Raw genomic sequence first — 17939 nt, 5'->3', positions numbered from 1 at the left:
GGAGGTACCCTATGTCCGCACCGCTTCATCTTGGCATCCGCGCCCATGATTTTGCCCGGCTTCCTTTGCCGGAGCTGATCGCCAAGCTGGATCAATACCGCTTTAAGCATATTCAGTTTGCGGTACGCAAATCTTTTCCCGAAAGCGTCCCCTCTCTGGCGGCATTAAGCCCGGGAACAGCGGCCTACTTTGGCGAAGCGTTCCGGCAAGCCGGGGTCCGGATCGCCGTTCTCGGCTGCTATGTAAATATCATTGATCCCGATCCCGGCAAAAGAGCGCAGGCGTTAAATGATTTCAGCACCCATCTTCGCCTGGCACGTGATTTCGGAGCCAGCCTGGTAGGTACGGAAACAGGAAGCGTAGGCAAGGGCTATACAACGGATAACTTTACGGAGGAAGCCTTCCAGGAGGTAGTCGTTTCGGTCAAGGCCATGGTGGCGGAAGCGGAACGTTTCGGCGTAACGGTAGGCATTGAGGCAGGCCAGAATCATCCCCTGCACTCTGCGAAGCTGACGAGGCGGCTGCTGGATCTGATTCCCTCCAATAATCTGCAGATCATTCTGGACTGCGCGAACCTGATGTCGCCCGATAATTACCAGCAGCAGGAAGCGGTCATTACCGAAGCACTTGAGCTGCTTGGGGACAGAATCGCAGTGATCCATCTGAAGGATTTCACGGTCCAGGACGGCCAAATCGTCATTGTTCCTGTCGGTCAGGGACAGCTTAGTTTTGCTCCTGTCCTCCGGTACATGAAATATACACGCCCGCACATTCAGGGCCTCCTGGAGAGCACTACCGAACCGTATCTGCGGGAAAGTGTAGATTTCCTGCAGCGGTTATACAGCGAAGTCTAGCGAAACGCTGCATTTCTTTGGATGATACAAACACATTTCAGGACCGCTTTACCGTGTCTAATATGGCGGATGATTCCAGAACATGCACTCTGAAATCATCCAGAGCTGCTGTTGAATGCCCGGGCTCTCTGGAGTTCCGGGCATTTTTATGTAGCGACGTACGGTTCGATTTTAACCAATGCTGCTGTGACTCCCCTTCCCCGCCCCGCTGCGCGTAATCTATAACTCATGAAACTGCCGCTTGTTACTGATGGGGAATCATGGGTACAATTATTAGAAACGCGTTATTATAAAAAGGATAGGTGAAACCAATGCATAATTATGGATTCGCGCGGGTGGCTGCCGCTTCCCCGGAATTGCGGGTGGCTGACTGCGAGTTTAATGCAGCACAAATTATTGAGGTTATCAAGCAGGCGGACGAGGAACAGGTAGAGTATCTGGTGCTGCCCGAGCTTTGCATCACCGGTTATACCTGTGCAGATTTATTCCTGCAGCCCGCACTGCTGGATGCGGCTCTGAAGAGCCTACATAGCATTGCCGCCGCAAGTGCCGGACTTCACATGGTAGTCATTGCCGGACTGCCCATTGCCATTAAGGGACGGCTGTTCAACTGTGCCGCCGTCATCCAGCAGGGAAACATTTTGGGCATTGTGCCCAAAACCTGTATTCCCGGCTACAGTGAGTTCTATGAACCGCGCTGGTTTGCAGGTGCCGAAGAGCTTGAAATCACAGAGCTGCGTCTCGGGGAAATCACCGTTCCCATCGGCAATGATCTTATCTTCGCATGTGAAGCGAACAGCAATTTATCCTTTGGCGTTGAAATCTGTGAGGACTTGTGGGTTCCCGTTCCACCGAGTAGTCTGTTAGCCCAAGCCGGCGCTGTGCTGCTGTTTAACCCTTCAGCCAGCAACGAGCTGGTAGGCAAAGCAGACTACCGCCGTCAGCTTGTCTCCAGCCAGTCCGCCTCCTGCGTGGCAGGTTATGTCTACGCCGGCTGCAATGCCGGCGAATCCACAACCGATGTCGTATTCGGCGGCCATTCCCTGATCGCCGAGAACGGGCTGACACTTGCGGAATCGGAGCGTTTTACCCATGAGAGCCGGATCATCATCGCCGATATCGACATCCCGAAAATCCAGTATTCCCGCGCGGTCATGGGTACCTTCCGCGCCGGAAAGGGCGGCCGCAATTATCGTGAGGTGCTGTATGCGGAGCCTGCCCTCCTTAACAGTGAACGGAAACTCGTTCGTACCGTCGGCGTTAATCCTTTTGTTCCCGGCAATCCGCTTCAGCGCGACGAACGCTGCCGTGAGATCCTCTCCATCCAGACTTCCGGCCTGATGAAAAGAATCCGCCATATCGGCACCAAGCAGGCCGTTATCGGCATTTCCGGCGGCCTGGACAGCACGCTTGCGCTGCTGGTGGCCGTACGGGCCATGGAGCTGCTCGGCCGCCCGGCAAGCGACGTGCTCGCCGTTACGATGCCGGGCTTCGGCACAACGAACCGGACCTACGACAATGCCGTCGGCCTGATCAAAGCGCTGGGAGCTTCACTTAAGGTTGTCGATATCAAGGCTGCCTGTCTGCAGCACTTCGAGGACATCGGCCATGACAAGGATGTTCATGACTTGACCTACGAAAATGTACAAGCCAGAGAACGGACACAAATCCTGATGGATTTGGCCAACAAAAATGGCGGCATTGTCATCGGCACCGGCGACTTGTCCGAGCTGGCGCTTGGATGGTGTACCTATAACGGGGACCATATGTCCATGTACAGTGTCAATTCAGGCATTCCGAAGACACTGATCCAGTACGTCGTCGCCTGGTATGCGGATCACGAAGCGGACGAGACGGTGAACAAACTGCTCTACAGCGTTATTGAAACGGGGATCAGCCCAGAGCTGCTGCCGCCTTCGAAGACAGGGGAAATTGTCCAATTGACCGAAAATATACTCGGTCCTTATGTTGTGCATGATTTCTTCCTCTATTATATGCTCCGCACCGGCGCTTCCCCCGGCAAAATCCTGTACCTCGCCCAACATGCCTTTGGCGATGGATATACCCGGGAACAGCTGGTCGGGTGGCTGAAAGTATTCATCACCCGTTTCTTCACCCAACAGTTCAAACGCTCCTGCCTGCCGGACGGCCCGAAGGTCGGGACCGTCAGTCTTTCACCGCGCGGCGACTGGCGGATGCCAAGCGACGCTTCCGCCGCGCTCTGGCTGCGGGAAGTCGAGGAATTGTAGAGATACAGGCTTATGAACAACAAAAGGAGCATCCGCTGCGCTGGCGGATGCTCCTTTTGTTCTATTGTCCGGCGAATGCTTCCTTGATCCGGTTGTATTCTTCCATTGTGATAGCCAACACTGTGCCGTGCTTGAAACCGTACGGGAAGCTGAAGCTCTCGTCTGAGCGGATAAACCGTCCACTGTCGATTTCATCCGCTATAAAAGGAACGTAGCCCTGACCCTCCCCTTCCACACCGAAAAAGTCCAGCATCAGGCACCATTTGCCGTTGCTCAGCTTAAACGCTGTAGGTGCTTCATAAGCACTGTGTCCCAGCTTGGCCATTTCTTCATCAAAGGCTTCAATTCGGGTGTACTCTCCGGTAAGAGTGCTGCCCTTCTGCAGAATAATCCCCGCCGGGTTGGCCTCGCTCTTTAAGAAGCGGTAATACATGCCGTTCTCTTCATAAATTGCCGAATCGATAATTCCGCTGCCATCCTTCCGGCACAGCATCCGTGGTTCGCTAAAGCTGTCAAAATCCTTAGTACGCGTATAATAGATGGCCTTATCCCCATAATTATTGGAGGCATGCGAAGAAGACCAGTGAATGACATAGTCTTCATTCTGGTAATCATAAATCACATCCGGAGCCCACAGGCAGCCGAAATCCGTATCGCCGAGTTCAATCATTCTCTGATCGGACCAGTTCACAAGATCATCCGATTCCCACAAGGAGAGGCATTTGCTCGCATCCCTGCCAATGTTGGACCAATCTCCTTTGTATTTGGTGTGGAAACAATTGGCCAGACTCAGGTCAGTCGCAAGAATATAAAATTTGCCGTTATGTGTTCTGATGATGGTATGATCTCTGACGCCTTTCTCACCCAAATTGCTCCATAAAACAGGCTGTTCCCCGTTAACCGCTTCCCAATTGAATCCATCGGTGCTGAGTGCGAAGTAGACCTGTTCTCCGTCGGGAGTCTTTTTCTCCTTAAAATGTACAAACAAATAGGCTTCCATAAAATAGGTTCCTCCTAATCAAAGTTCATAATCTCTTTGGTGCCGAACTTCTCCAGCATTAATAGTACCCTGGCGGGAAATAAACATAAATGATCTATTATGGGACATAACTGAACTATCCTGCACTTTTCACGGCAAGAAATCCGATGAAATTCCACTTATATCATTCTTGACTGGATAAAAGTTTGATGATATATTGATTCACGGTTTATTATTTTAGTATTTAACCATTTACTTCTTAACGATTAGAATCAAAGAAAATTCCCTATATAAATTGAACTTGTGGTTTTAGAGTACTGGATCAGTCGCAACTACGGTGAATATTTGGACTTCCGGCCGCTGTTGTCTTCAAATTTCTTGATTTAAACCGCTATTTAGCGGTAGAAATCCGAAAGTTCAATCTATATAGCTTGTTGTCTTGACGGGATAAAAAATTGGTGATATATTGATTCACAGCTTAATAATTTAGTATTTAACTATTTATCACTTAATCATTAAACGCTAAATTAACTTGTCCGCGTTTTCCATACAGCTTTCGGAGGTGAAGTTTTGTCCGATCACAATGATTTTTTTGAAATCTCTACCATGTTCAAAACGTTCCTGAAAGGAATGGCTCAGGGCTGGAATAAACAAGGCTTTGCCCTTAGCCTGACCCAATTCAAGGCTTTGCATTTTCTGTCCAAGGAAGGCCCGATGATGGTATCCCAGCTGGCCGCTGCGCTTAACATGACCCCCGCGGCAATCACAGGTGTTACAGACTCGCTGCTTGCTGAAGGTTACGTCGAGAAGGAACGGGCGGCTGACGATCGACGAGTGGTTAATATTACACTGACGAAGGAAGGAAAAGCTGCAATCGAGGAGGCGCATAATAAACAAAAGGAGATCATGGGCTCCTACTTCAGCATCTTGCCTGATGAGGATATCGCACATTTAAGAAGAATTTTTGGAGTATTAATTTCGGAATTAGACAAAAAATAAATAAACGGTGGGGAAAAAATCAATGGAACATTTATCTGATAAGCGCAAGCTTACCATTATGATCGCCATTATGGCAGCTATGCTGTTTGCGGCGATCAATCAGACGATTACCAGCACGGCTATGCCGCGCATTATCGCGATACTGGACGGTATGGATTACTATACCTGGACGATCAATATTTACATGCTGACTTCAACAATCGCCACGGTGCTTGTCGGCAAGCTGTCCGACATGTTCGGCCGCAAGCCTTTTCTGCTGGCAGGGATTCTGATATTTATGGTCGGAGCTTTTCTGACCGGTACTTCGGATGATGTGTATCAATTCATCATTTACCGCGGGATTCAAGGCGTGGGCGCCGGTATTATCCAGTCCACCGCATTCACAGCTGTAGGCGACCTGTTCCCTCCGCGTGAACGCGGCAAATGGATGGGCCTAATGACAGCTGTCTTCGGCTTCTCCAGTGTACTCGGACCGACACTCGGCGGTTATCTTGTTGACCATATGGATTGGCACTGGCTCTTCTGGATCTTCCTGCCGCTCGGCTTTGTTGCTTTTGCGCTGATCCTGGCCCTGTTCCCGAAAGCCAAACGCGGAGAGTCTACAAGCATCGACTATCTCGGCTCACTGTTCCTGACGACGACCATTGTTCCGCTGCTGCTGGCCTTCTCTTGGGCAGGTACAGAATATAACTGGGGTTCATCCCAAATTCTCGGCCTGTTAGCCGGATCTGTTATTTCGCTGCTTGTCTTTATTTTCACCGAAACCAGAGCGAAGAATCCGATTCTGCCGCTTCATCTATTTAAAAACAGTGTAGTTACGATTTCCAACCTGATCGGGTTCATTATGAACTTCAGCATGATGGGTGCGATGATTTATCTCTCGTTCTTCGTGCAGGGTGTGCTCGGTATCTCCGCTACTTACGCCGGTTATGTCACAATGCCGATGTCGATCGTTATGGTGGTTGCCAGTACCTTTACCGGTCAGATGATCGCCAAAAAAGGAAAATACAAACGTTATGCCTTGATTGGCGTACCGGTTATGATTGCCGGCATGGCGATTATGGTATTCATGAACAATGTGCCAATGGCAGTTCTGAGTATGATCGTATTCGGCCTCGGCCTTGGTCTGGGTATGCCTGTATTCTCGCTGGCTACGCAAAATGCAGTTTCCCATACGGAGCTTGGTGCAGTTACCGCTTCGTCTCAGCTGTTCCGTAACCTCGGCGGTACCATCGGTATCGCCGTGATGGGGACTGTTATGTCGAACAATCTTACAAAACATCTCAAGGAAGCCCTGCAGTCTTCCTCGGCAGCAGACTTCTCTCAGCTGGATCCGGCAGTGACCCAGCAAATGACAGCCTTTGCCAATCCGCAGGCGCTGATGAACAAGCCGCTGCTTGAGCAGACACAAGCCAGCCTGCCTGCCGATGCCCAGCCGATCTTCGTTCAGATGATTGACAGCATCCGTGACGCTCTGGGCCAGACATTGTCCACCGTGTTCCTGACAGGGACCATCGTACTGGTTGTGGCCTTTTTTCTGGTCTTCTTCCTGAAGGAGCTGCCGCTCCGCACCTCGAACAAGGCTCCTGCCGAAGGAGAAGCAGAAGGCTTGAATCCTTCCAAGCTTACGGTAGAAAAAGCTTAAGTATAATGGATTAAATCATATTTCTAATATTCTCAAGTGGAAACGGCTTTGCCGTCCTCAAAAGGACGGTATCCGTTTCAGCGAGAAATAGAAGGATAATTTATAGCGTGAAACATATAAATTCTTATCTTTAAATAAAGGGCAATCCATGGTCACTATGACCCGGGATTGCCCTTTTAGTGTAGACAGTAAGGATTGTGCCGTCAGAATCCTGTTTTGGGTATCTCTGCAGGAAGTACATTATAGGGTTCAACAAGGCCGGTCCGCACCTGATACATCTGCTCATGGGCCTGCTTCGCTGCTTTTACAAAATGTTCATACGGCCGGTTGCAGACATCCACAACGCCGATCCCGTAATTCTCCCCGTCAAAACGCCCCAGCACCGGCTGATCATTCCACTGAAAATAATGCACCCCGATCAGCTGCGGAATGGCTGCAGCCTGCTCGACATAGTAGCGGTAGGCAGCGCCGCGCTCCTCCCGGGTTGCCACCGCGCGTATGCCGTAAGCCAGCATGCCGCCGTCCGCTGCGCCGAAATGATATTCTCCGATCATGACCGGCTTGCCCAGCCGCTCGCTGATATGCATGATCTGTTCCCGGTCAGGAGCGAACTGATAGCAGTTCAGCGAGAAGACATCAAACCACTCGCAGCCCTCCAGCACATCGTCACTGCCCACCCAGGCATAACGCATGCCCAGATTGAGATGATTCGGGTCCGCCTGCTTGCATAGACGTGCCGGAATTTCGACATACCGCCGGATCATCATCCGGTTGAACTGTGCGTAATCTGCTTCCCTTACGGGATGATCCGAAGCTGCCGTACCATGCGGTGTGTACAGCTGTTCAAAGCTGGCGTAGCTGCTGGCCCACGCCTCATTCAGCTGCTCCACAGTCCCGTACTTTTCGCCCAGCCACTGGACGAACCGCTCCTTGCTGGCATAACGGACCGGTGATTTCAGCATTAGCTGCGTCAAATTCAAACTGTCCACGAATGCCCAATGCGGCTCATTGCGCATGAAATAGCCGATCATCCGCCGGTCTTCGCGCAGCGGAACCAGCTGCTTCGCGAATTCCTCTGCATTCTGCTCATACTCCCGGCTGAACACGTCGGGGAAATCGCGGAAGATTCTCTGCTCCGTCGCCGGAAAATCAGACAGCGGATACACATAGGGAAGCACCGAACCCTTGATAAATCCGTCATCGGACCAATTGCCGATCGTATTGAATCCCCACTGTCTCAGCCGGTATTCGGTCAGCTCCGTCCAGGCGGAGCGCCATTGTGACCCAAAGGTTGTGATCAGATTGGCGATCCCGAAGCTGAATTCCTGCCCTGCCTGTGACCAGGCCTCATGATAGCTCCCTTCCCGCTCCGGCAGCTGCGGGATCAAATGCTCCATGCCGGTTACGCGCATGGGAGAAGCCGGACCGGCACAGTCCATTCCCGTACTGAACAGGGCATAGCCGTCCGGATCAGCAAACCACCAGTTGCTGCCGTCAAATTCTGTCCGGAAATAGCCGGTCGCCTGAAATGCGAGTCCCTTCCAGCCTCCGTACCGGCCGAGACCATTCCCGCTGAAATCAGCCGTAGCTGCAAGCTGCCTTTCTAAATGCAGCCTTTCGCTCAACTCCGCCTGATTGGCCGTCTTCCCCTGCCAATCCCTGCCTTTCAGCTGGCCCAGCCCATCAATAAAAGGGTGGTATTCGTAGGTGAAATCCGGCTCGGCTCCGCTTAGAGACAATCCGCTAATCTCCACACTCCGGCTTGTCGTTGAAGGAATGGTCGCAATGGAGAACCCGGCAATCCGCTTCCGGTCGACCTTTGCATCTCCGCGGAGCACGGTCTGCATCACACCCGGATAACGGTCAAGGAACAGCTTCTCCCCGTTCAAGTGCTTCAGCGGCAAACAGATCACCGTTCTGACGCCCGGCAAAATGCCAGTATGATAGGTGATCATCCGGCTGTCCTGATCACGGAAACTGAATAGCAGCACCAGTACATCATGTGAATCGTGATACACCTCTGCATTCATAAACTCGTATTCCTGCCATACAGAACTGTCCAGACTGCCCTGCAGAAGCTCCATTCCCCCGCCCTCGGGCGTTGTGTTCAACCGGAAGCCGCCGGACGGAGCCGCGGATACTTGTGAATTATGAGCAGCTTGAAACCATTCATTGGAGAATGGGATCGTAAGGTTCATAAGTAACCCTCTTTTCTCAGAAATAAATGATTTCATAATTATAAGACCGGCCGTAAGCCCGTTATCTTACCGGTATCAGCTGAAACAACTGCCTATCCGGGCCAAGGCGTGGATCATGAGCAGATTCCGGTTCAAGGAACACCCGGCCCGGTCCTTCCCTTGAATCTCTCACTGCCTTAAGCACTTTGCTGTCCCTGGAGCTGATAATCAGCGCCTCTTCTTCCGTCTCTGTAAGCAGCCAGTGTGATTTATCAAGGTCGTCCGGTGCAGGCTCCAGTGTCAAGGCACCGGCAGTACCGGAGTATAATGTGAACTCCCCGTTCATGAGCTTCACAGTCCCGTCATCGTTGTACTCCACGGCCCATTGCTGTTGCTTATCGCTATAAGCAAGCTTGCGGACTTCCACACTCAGAGTTTGGCCTTGTTCTCCAAGCTCTCCTGCTGCGGCAAGATAAAGTTCCGTGCCTACACTCTTCAGCCGGAACAGCCCGCTGCCGGAGCTGCATTCCGCCTTCATTTTTCCAGAACCAAAATCTATAGTCAGCCGTTCTCCCCACGTAAGCCGCATCTCTCTTTCTGACGGAAACTCAAGCGGTAGGAACACATAGGACGAGGCGCAGTAATCCGCAGGGTCCCAGCGATCGCCCACATATAAATAAGAGGTCTGCCTCTGTGCGGCATCCGTTACAGGAACGATAAATGCAGGCTGAGTGTTGTAGGTCGTAATGTCGCCAAGCGGCATCAGGGGCGACCAGCGGCCGGTCAGCTGCCCGGCCCAGGCATACGCACCCTGGTTAGGCAGCCAGCCGGTACAAGCTGACGAGATCAGAAAGTAGATACCTCCACGCTTCATCAACGCAGGAGCTTCGCGCGCCTGCCCCGGCCACAATGTCTTCACTTGCTCCTCTATACTGAGATAATCCGGTGACAGCCGGTACATGATAAGGTCTGCATTCTCCCTGGCCGCGGCCAGGAAATAGGCCGTACCGTCGTCATCCTGAAACAGGGTGCAGTCCCGGGACATATTGCCTACCGGATTAAAGCTGCCGCGAAAGACATAGTCTCCGTCGATTGTCCCGCAATCGGCAATCGCACACCGCGCGTCGGAATAGTCACGCCCGTTCTCCCAATGCATCCACATGACGTATCTGCCGGTAAGCGCATTGTAAAGCACCTTCGGCCGCTCGATGACAGCCCCCTTTCCGTACCCGCCGTTCTGTGCTTCCCCGGGTTCCAGCTCCAGGGAAGTACGGTGATAAATCGGCCGTACCGGAGAATCCAGCGTCAGTACATCCTTCCGCCATTCCCAGTCCGCCAGGTTCGCGGAGCGGTAGCAGCTCACTTTACATCGTCCTGTGCGGTTTTCTCCGAACCAGTAATAGAATCCGTCCTCGAAGAGTATATGTCCGCCATGTGCATGTACGGGATTTCCGTTTGTGTCCATCAGCGGAACACCGTTTTGGATGACTGCCGTGTTTAAGTTATTTTCCATCATTGGCTTATTTCAGGCCCATATTGGACATTACATCGACTTTGCTGGCATTGGTGTACCATTCGTTCACTTCTTCTGTAATTTGCGTGCCGCCTTTGTCATGCCATTGCTTAACAAAGGTGTCGTAAGCTTCAAGCGGTTCTTTGCTGTAAATGATCTTTGTGAAGGTTTCCTTCTCCATGGTGTTCAACTGTTCCCACGAAGTTTGCATCGTTTTGGTCGGCGGTCCGTTGAAGGCGTTAGGAAGCAGCACATCTCTGTTCTCATAAGAAATAACATATCCGTCTTTGGCGGTAGGATCATTGGCTGCGGATCTCATCAGAACCCCATTATCCGGCTTCGCACCTTGCGCAAGATCATAGAACGATTTGCCCGGGCCGTCAACGCTTGGCGTATTTTTGGTAAAGGACATCTTGCCTACGCCTTGTGCAGCATCCATGGGCGTGTTGAATTTCTTGGAATCAAAAACTACTTCGCCGTTTACGGTATCATAATCGTACCCCTCGGCATATCCGTACTTGAAGTCACCCGTGCCGAATGCCGCATCGTACAACTTGTCGTAGTACAAGAAGAAAGCTTCCATATTGTTAAAATCCTTATTGAACATGAACACTCCGTCATTCTGTTGACCGGATTGGTAGGTCTTATCTCCGCTGACACCGCTGATAGTGGGGTAAGCACTAATTTTGGCACCTTGAACGTTGGTTTCAACATCCTTTACACTGCCGTACAGCCAAGGCCGGCCAATGATAATGCCTGCTTTACCTTCGGTAAAGTCAGCCAGTGCATCCCATGCGCCCTGTGTAGCCAATTCCTTGTTCAGATACCCTTTCGAATACCAGTCGCGGAGTTTGGCAAGCGCATCCTTGGTTCCTTCAGAAACCGACCCGTAAGTGAGCTTACCGTCCTCGCTATACCATTGGCCAGGAAGATGCTTGCCGGTATAGGCACTGAAGATCATCACGGAGTCACTGACCCAGCCTGTGTTGTAGGAATCCTTACCGGAGAAATCAAATCCATAGGTATCCTGTTTGCCATTGCCATCGGGATCATCATTCGTAAAGGCCGCAATCACTTTTTCAAACTCATCGAGGGTTGTCGGTGCCTTTAGGTTCAGCTTATCCAGCCAGTCCTGACGGATGAGCATCACTTGGCCTTCCGTCAAATTAGGGGCAATCGGCATGCCGTACACCTTGCCGTCCTGTATGACCGGATTGAAGGCCGTCGGGTATTCCTTATAAATCTCTTTCAGCCGATCAGGCATATATTTGCTGATGTCCTCTGTAATATCTTTGACCAGCCCGGATTGAATCAGGTCATTCTCAAGCGAGGTATCGTAGACAGGCAGAACATCCGGGAGTTTCTCGGAGCCGGTGAGCGCGAGCCGCAGCTTGGTGTTATACTGGGTCGCATCGCCGCCCAGCAGCGTCGTCTCGATCTGGATGCCGAGATGCTCTTTACCCCAGCGGGTCAGGACATTGTCATTCAGGCTTTCGCCGTTAATGTATTTCCCGGCATTTTCATCCTGCTGCTTCGCAATGCTGATCGTAATCGGAGGATCATATTTCCCGTCCTTCAGCGTTGCTTCCGCAGCGGAGCTTGATCCCTTGTTATCTGAGCCGCAGCCGGCGAGCAATCCAGTCATCAGTAAAGCAGCGGAGAGTAAAACACCTGTTTTTTTCATTGAGTAGGCTCCTTTATAGTGGGTTATTCTTTGACTGCACCTAACACGATGCCTTTCACAAAATACTTTTGCAGGAAGGGATAGACCAGAATGATCGGCAAGGTGCTGATAAAAATCTGGGCCGCCTTGATGCTCTGCTCCGACATCGCTGCCGCTTCCGATTGGCTGAGCGCCATACTCTGGGCAGAGCCTTGGACGACGACCGTCTGCAGGAACGAAGCCAGCGGGTAGTTCTCAGTATTCGACATATACAGGATGCCGTCAAACCAGGCGTTCCAGTGCCCGACCATGATGAACAATCCCACAGTGGCCAAACCGGGAAGCGACAGCGGCAGGTAGATTTTGCGGAAAATCACGAAGAACGAAGCTCCGTCGATAAACGCTGCTTCTTCCAGCGCCTTCGGAATGGTCTTGAAGAAATTCATGATCAGAATCAAATTGTACGCGCCAAAGGCACCCGGAAGCACCAAGGACCAGATCGTATCTTTTAATCCAAGCTTCGTGACCAGGATATAGGACGGAATTAATCCCCCGGAGAACAGCATGGTGAAGATGAAGACCCACATCAAGGCATTGCGTCCGCGGAAATCCTTGGATAAGGCATAACCCGCAGTAGTAATAATAAACATGCTGATTAAGGTTCCCAGTACGGTTCTGAACACGGATACCTGCATGGAACCGGTGAAGTTGGAGTTTTTAAAGGTTTTGACATAAGCGTCCGCATTGAAATCCACCGGCCAAAAAGAGACCAGATTGCCATTTATCGCTGCTTTGCTGCTAAGAGATTGCGCGAGCAGATGGAGCATAGGCAAGAAGCATGATAATGCAATCAGAATCAGAAATATATAATTGAAGAACGAAAAGATCTTATATCCCTTGGACTTATGATACACTCTCCATGCTCCTTTCTAGAATATCTTGTAGTTGGCAACCTTATAGGCAATCCGGTATGAAACGACGATCAATATAAAACTGATGCCAGATTTGAACAACCCGACGGCAGTACCGAACCCGTATTGTCCATTCAATAAGGAAGACCGGTACACGTACGTATCGATAATATCTCCTGTGCTATAGACAAGCGGATTGTACAGGTTGAAGATTTGGTCAAAGCCCGCATCGAGGATATTCCCCAGGCTCAGCGTAGCAATGACGATGATCATCGGCATCATGCTCGGCAAAGTAACATGCCTGATTTGCTGCCAGCGTGAAGCGCCGTCGATCTCTGCAGCCTCATAATAGGAAGGGTCTATCCCGGTGATGACCGCCAGGTAGACAATCATGCCGAAGCCGAAATTTTTCCACAGGTCACTGATAATAACCGTCGGCCTGAACAGGACCGGATCACCCAGGAAGAAGATCGGTTTCGATCCAAACAGATTGGATAAAAAGTGGTTGATGCCGCCGTCCAGTCCCAGAATATCAATCATAATTCCGGCAACGGTTACCCATGATAAGAAATGGGGCAAATACACCAAGGTCTGGATACTTTTCTTGACTCCCACATTTCTGATTTCACTTAAGAGGATTGCCATGAAGATTGGAACGATAATGCCGACAATAATTTTGATTACAGCAATGATGAGCGTGTTGGTAATGGCCTGTGTCGCTTCTTTATACTGGAAGATTCTCGCGAAGTTGTCCCAGCCGATCCATGTTGAGCCGGTAAGTCCCAGCCAGGGCTTGTAATCCTGAAAAGCCATCACCAGGCCGACCATCGGTCCGTACGCAAAGATAAGAACGAATACGAGTGCCGGGATACAGAGCACATACAGCGGCCAGTTTTTCCTGATCTCCTTGTTCCAGGGATTTTTGCTGCTTTTTTTCCTGTCATCTGTCTTTAACGTCCCCACTTGGGTATTTATAACCTGAGCTATTTGTGTTACCCCCTTTTATCATGCCAAGAAGTTTTTCTTTCAGGTTTAATGTTAGCAAAAGCGCTTTCATTCTAAAATGTCTTAATCTAAAGATCATAACCAATCCCTAAACATGTTTGATAAGCGCTTTCATTTTGTGGCTGGATTATCTTTTTCTTTTGAATTTAATGAATTATGATAGATTTATACGGAATGATACGAATCCGGCAACCGCCAGTTTTGGGGAACGAGGAAGTGAATATGATTAAAAAAGTGAATATGAAACGGTTCATCTACTTTTTCGTCTTTTTTCTGCTGCTTACGCTGGGACTGTTTTTTATCATGAATACGTTGGGCTCAAGAACGATTCAGGAAAGTCTGATCAACTCCTCCAAAAATCAGCTGGCATATGCGGAGAGCATTATGGATGGCGTCATCTCCGAGGCAAGCATGTACGGCATCCAGTATACCGCCGACAATGATGTGCGGTTCTATCAGAGCCGGAAACAGGAATTAAGCAATTATGATGCACAGATGAACAAGAATGAAATCTCGGACCGGTTATCGGATCAGCTCTTTTCGAGTCTGGCGGTAGAATCAATCGGGATTTACTGGAAGCCGGATAGCACCTTTATTCAGACCGGCCATGATTCTCTGGCTAAGCTTCCCTTCGAACAGGTCACTGAGCGCGGCTGGCAGACCTATAATAACAGCCTGTATTATTTTTCAGTCTACCCCTACATCCATCAGCCCAAAAACCCGGCAAATATTCAATACATCGTGGGGGTGAAGCTCAAGAAGGAATATCTGGTCAGCCTGCTGGGCAAAGCGGTTAACGGCGACAGCTCCAATGCTTTTTTCCTTGTGAACGACAATCTGGTAATCAGCGGCAAACCTGTAGACAGCCGTATCGAGCAAAAAGCCAAGGAGACGATTACGCCGGATACGCAGAGAATCCTGAAATTTGACTATCATACCGGCGAGGACGACTATTATGTATTGTCTAAATATATCGAGCCTATTGACACATATCTTGTGACATATACACGGATGAGTGATTTTTTGAATCCGCTGGACCGGAATCAGCAGGTATTCGTAGGCAGTATCCTGGTCATTCTGATTATTGGGCTGATCGTCATTCTGATGTTCTACCGGAATTTCTACCGGAATGTTCATTTGCTGGGCAAGAAATTTTATCAGGTGGAGCAAGGAAATTACAGCACACGGATCAGCGAGAATCCCGTTAATGAATTTTTTAATCTGTTCAAAAGCTTTAACCATATGGTGCTCAAAACCCAGAATCTGTTTGCGTCCCTGAAGATTGAAACAGAGCTGCGGAGAGATGCCGAGGTGAAGCAGCTGCAGGCGCAGATCAATCCGCATTTTCTGTATAACAGCCTGTTCTTTATTATGTCGATGGCGAAGACGTCTCCGGAGGCTGTCATGCAGATGAGCAAACATCTGGCTGAATATTACCGCTATCTGACGAAGCTGGATCGTCATGACGCCACTCTGGCCTCTGAGCTGCAGCTTGCGGATCATTTTTTATCCATCATGTCCCTGTGCAAAGAGATTCATTATGAAATCAACCTGCCCCCGGAGCTGGGAGAACATCGAATTATGCCGCTCATTATCCAGCCGATCGTAGAGAACGCCATCCAGCATGGCATTGAGGAACGGCAAGGCGCCCATCGGGTATCCATAGAGATAAAAGCTCTTGATGACGGTGCACTGATCATAATTGCGGATGACGGCAAGGGGCTTACGCCGGAGCAAATGATTCTCCTGGCAGCCAGGGTCGAAAGCGAATCCCCTCCGCCAGGCTCCAGAGGAATCGGTCTGTGGAATATACATCAGCGTCTTAAAAATGCTTACGGCGAATTAAGCGGCCTGCGTTTCTTCACCAATGACTGGGGCGGCTTGTCCGTGATGGCTTACATTGATTTCTCGCTGGATGAAGGAGGAGAACATGCGATTACTGATTGTGGATGACGGGCATTACATTGTTGAATACTTAAAACATCTGCTGGATTGGAATAAATTCGGCATACACCAGATTGTGACCTCAACTAATTCGGTTGAAGCCAAGCAATTATTGAATCAGAATCAGATTGATATTCTGATTACGGATATCCGCATGCCCGAGGTGTCAGGCATTGATTTGCTGGAGCATATTAATGAGAACATGCTGAAAACCAAGGTCGTTTTTCTATCAGGCTATTCCCAATTTGATTATGCGCAGAAAGCGATCCGGCTGGGTGCTCTGGATTATTTGCTGAAGCCCGTGGATAAAGAGGATATGGAGAAAGCGATGAAGCAAGTGCGCAAAAGCATTGATGAGCAGCAGCTGAAGCCCCAGATTATGTGGGAGAAATTTGACGGACTGGGTTATCTGCTGTCCGTTATTGGCGGACCCTCCCCCGCAGGCACTGATTTCAGTGCTTATGATACCGTACTGCTGAAGGAGACCTTTTGCTTCTTTCAGGTTCCAGATGCAGAGGGGGCAGATGAAATCACCTTAAGAGACAACAGCCGGGAGCTGGATCAATTGATTTGGACAACAGGCTCGGGGCTGGCAGGATTAATTCTGGAATCCGACGCTCAGAAGCTCGCGCACAGCATCAGCAATATTTCCTTTTCGGAGAAATTTGAATTTACCCGGAAGAATGCCGTCCGGCATATCTTCTGCCAGTTTTATTACCAGGAGGAAGTTCACGCGGGTGACTGTACCCTGCTGCAGGACTTTACTGCTCATCCTAAGTGGGAGCCGGGAGAATGGGAGCTGACCAGAAAGAACATTCTCAAGACCTTCGCCCAGCTTGCGTCCAGAAAACAGAAAATCCTCTTTCTGCTCGACTTTATTCAGAGGGTGTATTTCACTGCCAGCCGGCTGCAGCAGGTTGAGGTCGCAGGTTGGACCTTCAGTCAACTGGCAGAGCCGGATGCTGCGCTTGAGTCCATTCTGCTCTGCATCACCCAATTCGAGCGAAGCGCAAAATTGTCTAACAATCATATTGTCCAAACCATACAATCTCATATTGCCGGTCATATCGGCGATGGTTTGAGCCTGGACGATCTGGGTAAAATTGTTCATCTTCATCCTGTCTATCTGTCCAAAGTGTATAAGCAGGAAACCGGTGAGAATCTATCGAACTTCATTGCAGCCAAACGATTGGAAAAAGCCTCCCAGCTATTGATAGAGTCCAATTTGCATGTGATCGATATTTCTCATATGGTCGGTTACAAGAAGCCGCAGTATTTCATCAAGCTGTTCAAGGATCAGTATGGAATCACACCTTATCAATACCGCAGACAAAACTTCACAACTTAGGCTTGGCCGCAACCCTATGAGATAACAACCATTTGAACAAATCCCTATTGCTATACGTCAAATCTATAATGTTATGGCCTTCCCCAGGATACTTAGTAAAGATGATATTTCCTCCTATTTGTTCCAGGGCTTGTACAAGTTCTTCGGATCTTTCTATCGGAATTATTAAATCCTCCTCTCCGTGGAAATTCCAAATAGGCAAATTTTTAAGTATCCTTACTTGGGTCTTATCATACCACCCGGCAATTGGAGCCACCGCAGCGAACAAATCCGGATGTTGGACAGATAAGTCCCATATCCCTTCTCCTCCCATACTGAAACCAGTTCCGTAAATCCTGGTCCGATCAATCTGGTAGCTGTCTGCAGTTTCATGAATCAATTTCAATACCTGACCCCGTTCCGCTACCCAGTCTGTGTGATCGGGACAATGGGGAGAAATAACAAAAAACGGAAAATCCAATTGATCATTCGCAGCTTTATGAAGTCCGTAATTAGATAAAACTTCCGGGTCATTTCCTCGTTTGTTCGATCCGTGCAAGAAAAGCAGCAGTGGCCATTCCTTTACTTCCTCTTCAGAATATCCTTCGGGTATCCATAGAAAAAAGCTAAGGTTTGAGCGGTCATCCTGTCTAAAGCATTGAAGCGACATAAA

General features: G+C 49.8%; 13 protein-coding genes. 6 read left to right on the top strand and 7 right to left on the bottom strand.

Annotation, left to right across the window (positions count from 1 at the left end; all coding sequences use genetic code 11):
* The first annotated feature begins 11 nt into the window (after window positions 1-11).
* A complete protein-coding gene (locus tag NYE29_RS20150) occupies window positions 12-854 on the top strand; it encodes a sugar phosphate isomerase/epimerase family protein (RefSeq protein WP_340897208.1) in 843 nt (280 codons plus the stop codon).
* A 311-nt stretch (window positions 855-1165) separates the two neighbouring features.
* On the top strand, window positions 1166-3103 hold the full coding sequence (locus NYE29_RS20145; protein ID WP_340897207.1) for an NAD(+) synthase: 1938 nt from the start codon (window positions 1166-1168) through the stop codon (window positions 3101-3103).
* Window positions 3104-3164: 61 nt separating this feature from the next.
* On the opposite strand, the gene NYE29_RS20140 is transcribed toward NYE29_RS20145, so the two are convergent.
* Complete coding sequence (locus NYE29_RS20140; protein ID WP_340897206.1) at window positions 3165-4103, bottom strand: glycoside hydrolase family 43 protein; 939 nt, start codon at window positions 4101-4103, stop codon at window positions 3165-3167.
* A 549-nt stretch (window positions 4104-4652) separates the two neighbouring features.
* On the opposite strand from NYE29_RS20140, the gene NYE29_RS20135 reads away from it, so the two are divergent.
* Both NYE29_RS20135 and NYE29_RS20130 read left to right on the top strand, forming a co-directional pair.
* A complete protein-coding gene (locus NYE29_RS20135) occupies window positions 4653-5081 on the top strand; it encodes a MarR family winged helix-turn-helix transcriptional regulator (protein ID WP_038595081.1) in 429 nt (142 codons plus the stop codon).
* Window positions 5082-5103: 22 nt separating this feature from the next.
* Complete coding sequence (locus NYE29_RS20130) at window positions 5104-6726, top strand: MDR family MFS transporter (protein WP_076113363.1); 1623 nt, start codon at window positions 5104-5106, stop codon at window positions 6724-6726.
* A gap of 203 nt (window positions 6727-6929) precedes the next feature.
* On the opposite strand, the gene NYE29_RS20125 is transcribed toward NYE29_RS20130, so the two are convergent.
* The 5 genes from NYE29_RS20125 to NYE29_RS20105 all read right to left on the bottom strand — a co-directional run bounded on the left by NYE29_RS20125 (window position 6930) and on the right by NYE29_RS20105 (window position 13953).
* Window positions 6930-8924: a beta-galactosidase gene (locus NYE29_RS20125; protein WP_340897205.1), complete on the bottom strand. Its 1995-nt coding sequence runs from the start codon at window positions 8922-8924 to the stop codon at window positions 6930-6932.
* 61 nt (window positions 8925-8985) lie between these two features.
* Window positions 8986-10416 carry a family 43 glycosylhydrolase gene (locus NYE29_RS20120; protein WP_340897204.1) on the bottom strand — a complete coding sequence of 477 codons (1431 nt, stop codon included), beginning with the start codon at window positions 10414-10416 and terminating at the stop codon, window positions 8986-8988.
* A gap of 7 nt (window positions 10417-10423) precedes the next feature.
* Window positions 10424-12100 carry a hypothetical protein gene (locus NYE29_RS20115; RefSeq protein ID WP_340897203.1) on the bottom strand — a complete coding sequence of 559 codons (1677 nt, stop codon included), beginning with the start codon at window positions 12098-12100 and terminating at the stop codon, window positions 10424-10426.
* A 23-nt stretch (window positions 12101-12123) separates the two neighbouring features.
* Window positions 12124-12993, bottom strand: coding sequence for a carbohydrate ABC transporter permease (locus NYE29_RS20110; protein ID WP_038595090.1), 870 nt, complete (start codon window positions 12991-12993; stop codon window positions 12124-12126).
* A gap of 15 nt (window positions 12994-13008) precedes the next feature.
* Window positions 13009-13953, bottom strand: coding sequence for an ABC transporter permease (locus tag NYE29_RS20105; protein ID WP_340897202.1), 945 nt, complete (start codon window positions 13951-13953; stop codon window positions 13009-13011).
* Window positions 13954-14217: 264 nt separating this feature from the next.
* On the opposite strand from NYE29_RS20105, the gene NYE29_RS20100 reads away from it, so the two are divergent.
* Complete coding sequence (locus NYE29_RS20100) at window positions 14218-15948, top strand: sensor histidine kinase (protein WP_340897201.1); 1731 nt, start codon at window positions 14218-14220, stop codon at window positions 15946-15948.
* Window positions 15926-17287: a response regulator transcription factor gene (locus NYE29_RS20095; RefSeq protein WP_340897200.1), complete on the top strand. Its 1362-nt coding sequence runs from the start codon at window positions 15926-15928 to the stop codon at window positions 17285-17287. Before NYE29_RS20100 ends, NYE29_RS20095 begins: the two co-directional genes overlap by 23 nt.
* Here the strand turns inward: NYE29_RS20095 and NYE29_RS20090 are convergent.
* Window positions 17277-17936: a carboxylesterase family protein gene (locus NYE29_RS20090; protein ID WP_340897198.1), complete on the bottom strand. Its 660-nt coding sequence runs from the start codon at window positions 17934-17936 to the stop codon at window positions 17277-17279. The two genes, NYE29_RS20095 and NYE29_RS20090, sit on opposite strands and share 11 nt — an antisense overlap.
* Window positions 17937-17939 lie beyond the last annotated feature (3 nt).

It is taken from the genome of Paenibacillus sp. FSL M7-1046 (genome assembly GCF_038007405.1).
Classification (GTDB): Bacteria; Bacillota; Bacilli; order Paenibacillales; family Paenibacillaceae; genus Paenibacillus_AQ.
The sequence above is the reverse complement of the archived record's forward strand: the minus strand, read 5'-3'. Positions and strand labels throughout refer to the sequence as shown.

Coding starts and splice junctions, on each gene's coding strand:
- NYE29_RS20090 (WP_340897198.1), bottom strand. CDS start 17,936: ATGTCGCTTCAATGCTTTAGACAGGATGACCGCTCAAACCTTAGCTTT.
- NYE29_RS20150 (WP_340897208.1), top strand. CDS start 12: ATGTCCGCACCGCTTCATCTTGGCATCCGCGCCCATGATTTTGCCCGG.
- NYE29_RS20130 (WP_076113363.1), top strand. CDS start 5,104: ATGGAACATTTATCTGATAAGCGCAAGCTTACCATTATGATCGCCATT.
- NYE29_RS20140 (WP_340897206.1), bottom strand. CDS start 4,103: ATGGAAGCCTATTTGTTTGTACATTTTAAGGAGAAAAAGACTCCCGAC.
- NYE29_RS20115 (WP_340897203.1), bottom strand. CDS start 12,100: ATGAAAAAAACAGGTGTTTTACTCTCCGCTGCTTTACTGATGACTGGA.
- NYE29_RS20095 (WP_340897200.1), top strand. CDS start 15,926: ATGCGATTACTGATTGTGGATGACGGGCATTACATTGTTGAATACTTA.
- NYE29_RS20100 (WP_340897201.1), top strand. CDS start 14,218: ATGATTAAAAAAGTGAATATGAAACGGTTCATCTACTTTTTCGTCTTT.
- NYE29_RS20120 (WP_340897204.1), bottom strand. CDS start 10,416: ATGGAAAATAACTTAAACACGGCAGTCATCCAAAACGGTGTTCCGCTG.
- NYE29_RS20145 (WP_340897207.1), top strand. CDS start 1,166: ATGCATAATTATGGATTCGCGCGGGTGGCTGCCGCTTCCCCGGAATTG.
- NYE29_RS20125 (WP_340897205.1), bottom strand. CDS start 8,924: ATGAACCTTACGATCCCATTCTCCAATGAATGGTTTCAAGCTGCTCAT.